This window comes from Candidatus Woesearchaeota archaeon (assembly GCA_003694805.1).
Classification (GTDB): domain Archaea; phylum Nanobdellota; class Nanobdellia; order Woesearchaeales; family J110; genus J110.
The window spans coordinates 37,225-45,110 of sequence record RFJU01000027.1; the positions used below are offsets into that span (position 1 = coordinate 37,225).

General features: G+C 51.3%; 5 protein-coding genes. 4 read left to right on the plus strand and 1 reads right to left on the minus strand.

Features of this window, described 5'->3' with window-relative positions:
- Window positions 1–75: 75 nt before the first annotated feature.
- The 3 genes from D6783_01270 (at window position 76) to D6783_01280 (ending at window position 5,866) form a co-directional block, all read left to right on the plus strand.
- A complete protein-coding gene (locus D6783_01270; GenBank protein ID RME53723.1) occupies window positions 76–2,982 on the plus strand; it encodes a calcium-translocating P-type ATPase, SERCA-type in 2,907 nt (968 codons plus the stop codon).
- Between the two features lie 89 nt (window positions 2,983–3,071).
- On the plus strand, window positions 3,072–4,847 hold the full coding sequence (locus D6783_01275; protein RME53724.1) for a tRNA uridine(34) 5-carboxymethylaminomethyl modification radical SAM/GNAT enzyme Elp3: 1,776 nt from the start codon (window positions 3,072–3,074) through the stop codon (window positions 4,845–4,847).
- Window positions 4,848–4,873: 26 nt separating this feature from the next.
- Window positions 4,874–5,866 carry an RsmB/NOP family class I SAM-dependent RNA methyltransferase gene (locus D6783_01280; protein ID RME53725.1) on the plus strand — a complete coding sequence of 331 codons (993 nt, stop codon included), beginning with the start codon at window positions 4,874–4,876 and terminating at the stop codon, window positions 5,864–5,866.
- 5 nt (window positions 5,867–5,871) lie between these two features.
- On the opposite strand, the gene D6783_01285 is transcribed toward D6783_01280, so the two are convergent.
- The gene (locus tag D6783_01285; GenBank protein RME53726.1) at window positions 5,872–6,588 is read right to left on the minus strand and encodes a diguanylate cyclase; all 717 of its coding nucleotides are present in this window, start codon (window positions 6,586–6,588) and stop codon (window positions 5,872–5,874) included.
- Window positions 6,589–6,778: 190 nt separating this feature from the next.
- Between D6783_01285 and D6783_01290 the strand changes: the two genes are divergently transcribed.
- On the plus strand, window positions 6,779–7,886 hold a 1,108-nt coding region (locus D6783_01290), incomplete at its 3' end, for a hypothetical protein (protein ID RME53727.1).

Genomic DNA, 7,886 nt, shown 5'->3' on the forward strand with positions numbered 1-7,886 from the left:
TTTTCACGGTGCTTCTTGCAAAGTAAATTTATAAACCTTCCCATCCAAGAATGACGACGAAGTTTTAAATACGGATTGGGAAGAAACACGACATACCAAAACACAGAAAACAGCAGAGAAGGTCACTCGCAAAAAAAATCATTCGCCACCATGGAGCAGAGAACATCTCAACAAGCGCTGCCAACGATCATTCACAATCCGTATCAAGAAGGCGTTTCTGCCGTTCTAGAACGCCTTCAAACGTCACAGAACGGCCTCTCAACACCCGTCGCGGAAGAGCGCCTCAGAAGTTTTGGACCTAACAAGATCGAGGCAAAAAAACAAGAACCGCTCTGGAAAGTATTCTTGAGACAATTCAGCGACGTCATGGTCATCATCCTCATCCTCGCAAGCATCATCTCTTTTGGCATCACGTGGTTCACCAACAACGTCCAAACAGGAGGAGAGCACGAAAGCTACGTTGACGGCATCGTCATTCTCATCATCGTCTTCCTCAACGCCGTCATCGGATTCATTCAAGAATACAAAGCAGAAAAATCCCTCGAAGCGCTCCAAAAAATGATTTCTCCCCGCGCCGTTGTCATTCGAGACGGCGAAGAAACAGAAATTGACGTGGCGGACCTCGTCCCCGGAGACATCATCCTCCTTGAAGAAGGCGCAGCGGTGCCAGCAGATACGCGACTCATAGAAGCCACCAACCTCCAATGTATCGAAGCCGCCCTGACGGGCGAGAGCACGCCTGTCCAGAAACACACGGACCCTATCAAGGAGGCGGCTGCAATTGGTGACAGGAAGAACATGGTTTTTATGGGAACTATTGTGAGCGCAGGAAGAGGCGTTGCCGTCGTCACCGCAACAGGCACATCAACGGAATTTGGGAAAATAGCCAAGCTCACCCTCGATGTTAAAGAGGAGAAGAGCCCTCTTCAAAAAGAACTCGCAAAGGTCGGCGCCTTCATTGCAAAAGCAACGCTCCTCATTAGCGCGATAATCTTCGTGTTCGGCCTCATCGAAGGAAAAAAGCTCCTCCACATGTTCATCTACGCAGTCAGCGTAGCAGTCGCGGCGGTTCCGGAAGGCCTCCCCGCAACGATAACCATCGCCCTCGCGTTTGGCGTGCGAAGAATGGCTAAGAAGAAGAGCATCATTAAAAAGCTCTCATCTGTCGAAACCCTCGGGAGCACAACCGTTATTTGCTCTGATAAAACAGGCACGCTCACAAAGAACCAAATGACCGTTCGCGAAGCATACACGCATGCAGGCAACGTCACCGTAACAGGAACAGGGTACTCTGCTGACGGAAAATTTGTTTCAAAAACCAACGATTCAGCAACAAGAGCGCCGGAACTCAAGCACATGCTCATTGCAGGAGCACTATGCAACAACGCCCACTTTGACAAGACGACCAACCACGTCATAGGAGACCCTACGGAAGCCGCCCTTCTTGTTTCTACAGAAAAATTTGGCATAGACACACAAGCCCTCCGCCATGCCAACAAGCGTATCAAAGAATTCCCGTTCGACAGCAAACGCAAACTTATGTCCACGATCAACCAAACACCAGACGGCACCATGCTCTTCGTCAAAGGAGCGCCCGACATCATCCTCAGCAAGTGCACTCATATTCTCAAAGGCGGCAAGCCCACACGCCTCACCCAACAAGAGCGAGAACACATACAAACACAAAACCTTGACATGGCGTCGCGCGCCCTAAGAGTCCTCGGATTTGCCTACAGAACACTGAGCAACGAAGAAACCAAACACGCAATCAAGAAACAAGAACCAGAAACGCTTGAAGACCACCTCGTCTTCATAGGACTGCAAGGCATGATCGACCCTCCGCGAGAAGAAGTCATTCCTGCGGTCGCTGCATGCAAAAGAGCAGGCATCAAAATATACATCGTCACCGGAGACCACGGCATCACCGCACGAGCAATTGCGGAAAAAATAGGAATAGCAAGCCACAAGACAAAAGTCATCACTGGCCAAGACCTTGCAAAACTTCGCGATGAAGAACTCAAGGAAGAACTCAAAAATCCTGTTATCTTCGCCAGAGTAAACCCTGAGCACAAGCTCCGCGTGGTCAGCCTTCTCAAAGAGCAGGGAGAAATCGTCGCTGTCACCGGCGACGGCGTGAACGACGCACCAGCACTCAAGAAAGCAGACATTGGCGTTGCAATGGGCATCACCGGAACCGACGTCAGCAAGGAAGCAAGCGACATGATACTCCTCGACGACAGCTTCGCAACCATTGTTTCAGCAATCAAGGAAGGAAGAACCATCTACGATAACATCACCAAGTTTATGCGCTTCCTCTTCACCAGCAACCTGGGAGAGCTCGTGACCGTCTTTTTAGGGCTCTTCATCATACCCTTCCTAAGCCTCCCTAAAGAAACGCTCATCGTCACTGCCGTTCAAGTCCTTTGGATAAACCTGCTCACGGACGCCCTCCCCGCCCTCGCTCTTGGCGTCGAGCCACCTGAAAAGGACGTAATGGAAAAACCGCCTCGAAACCAAAAACAGCGGCTCGTAACAAATAAGATCTTCCTAAGCTGGCTCTTTACCGGACTCGTTATCGGGGCTGGCACGCTTTTTAGCTTCCTCTACTCACTAACCATCACTGGCGCGCCAATGGAAAAAGCAACAACAGTAGCCTTCACCACCCTTGTCCTCTTCCAACTCGTCAATGTGTTCAACTGCAAATCAAAGACGAAGAGCATCTTCAAAACGAAAATTCGCGACAACCTCTTCCTCATCAAAGCCGTTCTTGTCTCGTTCCTCCTCCAACTGCTCGTCATCTACGAACCAACCATCATGCAATACTACTTCAAAACCACCAGCCTCTCCCTGCAAGACTGGCTACTCATCCTCCCCATTGCTCTTTCAGTTCTTGTTTATGAAGAGCTTCGAAAAGCCCACCTCCGGTACGCTGAACGAAAAAAGGCTGCAAAAGCGTCCACGCCTTCTCCCAACCTTGTTTAAAAATACACAAGAGCCCGTGTCCGACGAGCACTGCCTTTGATGAAACCTAAACAAAGGCTTTTAAAAAACATGTAGCTTCTCGCCCTGCCATGACCGACAAAAGAGTAAAGGCGTTCGCTCAAGCCCTCTATCAAGAATTGACAACCCATACAAGAACAAAAAAAACACTGGAAAACGCCTTCCAGGCAGACAAGCTCGCGCCGCCACGCCTCCAAAAACTCAAAGAACGCCTAGCAAAACAGCTCAACCTCGCCACGCTCCCGTCCAACGCAACAATCTTGCTCAACCTCACCCCCGGACAAGCAAAAAACGCCAAGCACGTTCTCTCAACAAAGCCGGTGAGAAGCATCAGCGGCGTCAACATCGTCGCAATCATGACCTCCCCTGCCCGATGCCCCCACGGAAAATGCACCTACTGCCCGGGAGGGCTTTCCTCCAGTTTTGGCGATGTTCCTCAAAGCTACACAGGAAGAGAACCTGCGAGCCAACGCGGCGCGCGACTCTCCTATGACGCCTATCTCCAAGTTATGAACCGCCTAGCACAATACCTCATCGCAGGGCACGAACTCTCAAAAACAGAAGTCATTGTCATGGGCGGCACGTTCCCCTCCCGCCCCGTAGAGTACCAGCAACGATTCATTGCAGACGCGTTCCAAGCACTCAATGATTTCTCATCCCTCTTCTATGATGCAAAAGGAAACATTACCATTTCAAAACTCAAAGACGTTTTCAAACTCCCCGGCGCATTCTCAAACAAAGAACGCCAAAGAACCGTCATAGAAACCCTTAAACACATCCAGCAAACGAGTTTGAACACATCCGGCCTTGCCAACGACCTCGAAAGCGACAAGCGCGTCGCGTACGAACACGAACGCAACGAACGTGCCAAAGTGCGATGCGTCGGGCTTACCGTCGAAACTCGACCATCACCTGACATTCTTGAACAAGCAAACCTCGCACTTGCATACGGCGCCACACGCATTGAACTTGGCGTGCAAACACTCTCCGAAAACGTTCTTGCCTACGTCCACCGCGGACACACCCTTGAAGATACGAAAAACTCCCTGCGCGTCCTCAAAGACCTCGGGTTCAAGATAAATGCGCACATGATGCTCGGCCTCCCCCTCACAACACCTGAAGAAGACGTCCGCCACCTCAAACAACTCTTTGCAGACCCGCACTTTCGCCCGGACATGCTGAAAATTTACCCGACACTCGTCCTCAAGGGAACGCACCTCTACCAACTCTATCAACAAGGACACTACCGCCCGCTCACGACGATGCAAGCAGCTGAAATCATTGCCCGCGCTAAACCACACGTTCCGCGATGGTGCCGCATCATGCGCGTTCAGCGAGACATCCCCTCAACCCTCACAGAAGAGGGGCCGAGCACCAACCTGCGCCAAGTCGTCAAATCCCTCCTTGCGCAAAGAGGAACATCCTGCCAGTGCATTCGATGCAGAGAAATCAAAGACGAGACACCAACACAACCCCGCCTAGAGGTAACCACGTACCAAGCTCAAGAAGGAACAGAATTCTTCCTCGCACTCAACAACAAACCCACTGACAAGCTCATCGGCTTTTGCCGACTACGCTTCCCATCACAATGCCTCCGACCAGAAATAACGCCGTCAACCGGGATCATTAGAGAACTCCACGTCTATGGCAAAGCAACACCACTTCAGAAAACAGGCGACGTTCAGCACCGCGGCTTTGGCAAAACACTTCTTCAAGAAGCAGAACGCATCTGCAAAGCCAACAACAAAACAAAAGTGCTCGTCATCGCCGGCATTGGCGTCCGCTCCTACTACGCCAAGCTCGGCTACCACAAAGAAGGACCCTACATGGCAAAACACCTCACCTAACAACGAACAAAAAAAGAGTACGACCTATGAACGCGACAACCCTCAACCACGACATCACGCCTATTCCGGACACAGAAGAACTCCTCATAAAACCAACATTTCAAGAGCGCTACGAACAACTCCTTGGCAAAGAAGGATGGAAACGCTTCCTTCAGTACTCTTTCTCCTACCTCAGAAAATGCATACGCGTCAACACCATAAAAATAAGCGTTGAAGCACTCACGACGCGCCTGAGCAAAGACTGGGACCTCACACCCGTGCCGTGGTGTAAAGAAGGATTTTGGATCAAGCACAAGAGACTTCCACGCTTCGACTTAGGAAACCTCCCTGAACACCAACTCGGCTATTTCTACATCCAAGAAGCAGCCAGCATGATCCCTCCCGTTGTTCTTTCACCCCAACCAGAAGAGATTGTTCTCGATCTCTGCGCGGCGCCGGGATCAAAGACCAGCCAGCTAGCCCAATACATGCACAACAAAGGCGTTCTCGTCGCGAACGACGCTGACGGGCTTCGCCTCAAACCCCTCGGCATGAACCTACAACGCTGCGGCACCTACAACACCATCCTCACCCGCCACTATGGACAAGCATTTGCAAAAAAAACACTCGCCTTCGACCGCGTTCTCTGCGACGCGCCGTGTTCAGGGACGGGAACCATTAGACGATCACTCAAAACACTCACCCTCTGGTCACCAGGAGGCGTTCGCAGGCTTGCAGGGCAGCAACGCCAACTCCTCAAAGCAGCCTATGCCGCACTGAAACCCGGTGGCACACTTGTCTACAGCACGTGCACCTGCGAACCAGAAGAAAACGAGGGAAACATTAGCTGGCTCCTCCAAACCTACCCTGATCTCCAAACAACACCCATCAACCTTCCCATCAACGCTTCCAAACCCATAATGGCATTCGAAGGGCAAACGTACCACGCCGGCGTCAAAAACTGCCTGCGCATCTGGCCCCAAGACAACGACACAGAAGGGTTCTTCATCGCAAAAATCTACAAGTCAAACACGACGTAACCCTTTCAACGCTTCGTCAAAGGACAGCGCTGGTATGCTTCATCAATCGCCTCAGCAACACGCAACTCCACCGTGTCTCTTCGCAAGTTATCAAGCGCAAACCAACTAAGCCGAACAGCCAAGCCGATACCCTCATACACCTTCTGTTTGCTGAAATATGCAAGAGAACGATTCAGCCGATCCTCCACTTCAAAGCGTTTTTCTTCAGGAATTTTGGGGAAAGGCAAGACGACCAACTCATCACCGCCCCAGCGAACCAGCAAATCCGTCCTCCTCAATTCTCTTGCCATGCACTGCTCAACACCGTCCCCGTAACGAACTGGAGAACTGATAGCAGAATTAAGCGCCCTGCTCACATCAGCAAGCGCCTTATCCCCCTGCTTGTACGAGTGAGCATTATGCCCCTTCAAGTTCACCACATCAACAACAAAGCCGTCAGTAGCGTACCCCTGCGGAAGCCACTCCAACACTGCAAAACACGCAGCTCGCGTAAGAAACCCTGTTCTTGGGTCGACACCCAAGCGCTTAGCCAACGATCGCAACTCGTCACTGCCAAGCTGTTGAAGATACGCATCAAGAACGCTCGGCGCCCGGCGATCCAGCACAGAAGTGCTATTTTGATACTGAGCCAGGCGTGATTTAAGCGCCTTATTCTCCCGCACGATCTGCAAAATACGTCTGTCACGCGCTGAAAAGCCACCAAGACGCTCTGATAAGGACATGCCCGGGAAGAGTACACACAACCCTTATAAATATTTCGTCATTGTAGAGTAGTTATTGATGGTTTTGCCATTAACGGATTCGAACCTTAAGCCCTTCTATTTTGTCTCAATGGCTTCTCCCTCAAAGGTCTTTTTGCCAAGTATTTAAAAACAACTACTTTAAAAAGGAAGGAAGGTTTCACAACCAACCATGACACGACAAAGGACGAACAAAAAACCCCGAATCGCAATCATAGGAGGAGGATTTGCCGGAATCACCTTCCTCACCACTCTCTACAACCACGCAAGAAAACAACCCCCCCTCCAATGCACCCTCTACGACCCTTCTCCTGAATTCAGCTTCACACCCCTCCTCGTAGGCGCCGCAGCGGGAAGCAGAGCCATCACCGACGCCTGCATACCCTTCAAAGACCTTGCAAAAGCCCTCGGCTTCACGTACACCCAAGCCCGCGCCACCCGCCTCGACCCCAACACGAACCATGTCACCGTCAAGCACCCCACGGGCACAATAACCAAAGAACAACACGACTACTTCATCCTCACCACCGGCGCCGAAACACAATTTTACCAAACACCCGGCGCCAAACAACACACCCTCTCATTACGATCAGCCAAAGACGCAAAAAACATCCACCAAGCCCTCACACACCAAAAAAAAGCCAAACAACCAGGCGTCATTATCATCGGAGCCGGCCCGACCGGCGTTGAACTCGCCGGAGACATCTCCGTCTTCTACCAACAAAACAACCTCCCCACCCACATCACCCTCATCAGCCACGCACCCACCATCCTCCCACGTTTCAATCAAAAAATCCAGCAAAGCACGCAAAAGACCCTACAAAAAAGAAACATCACCATTCTAACGAACACAACCGTCACCAAATGCAAGAAGAGTGCAGTCACCATTCAAGAAGGCCAGAAACAAGAAAAAACACTCACCTCCCCCCTCCTCATCTGGGCAGGCGGATGCAAACCAGTCACGATCCCACTACGAACACAAAACAACGTCACGGAACGCGGCCGGTACATCGTCACGCCAACACTTCAACTCAAGGGCCACCAAAACATATTCGCTTTCGGCGACAACGCCCAAATCGAAGGCGAACAACCCCTCCCCCTCCTCGCCCAAGTAGCAGAACAAGAAGGCACCCACGCCGCAAAAAACATACTCCGCCTCCTGAACAACAAACGACCCAAACCATTCACCTTCCACGATAAAGGACGCATGGTAAGCCTCGGACCAAAAAAAGCCAGCATCACCATCAACACCCCCGCAGGCACCATCCACTTCAACAACA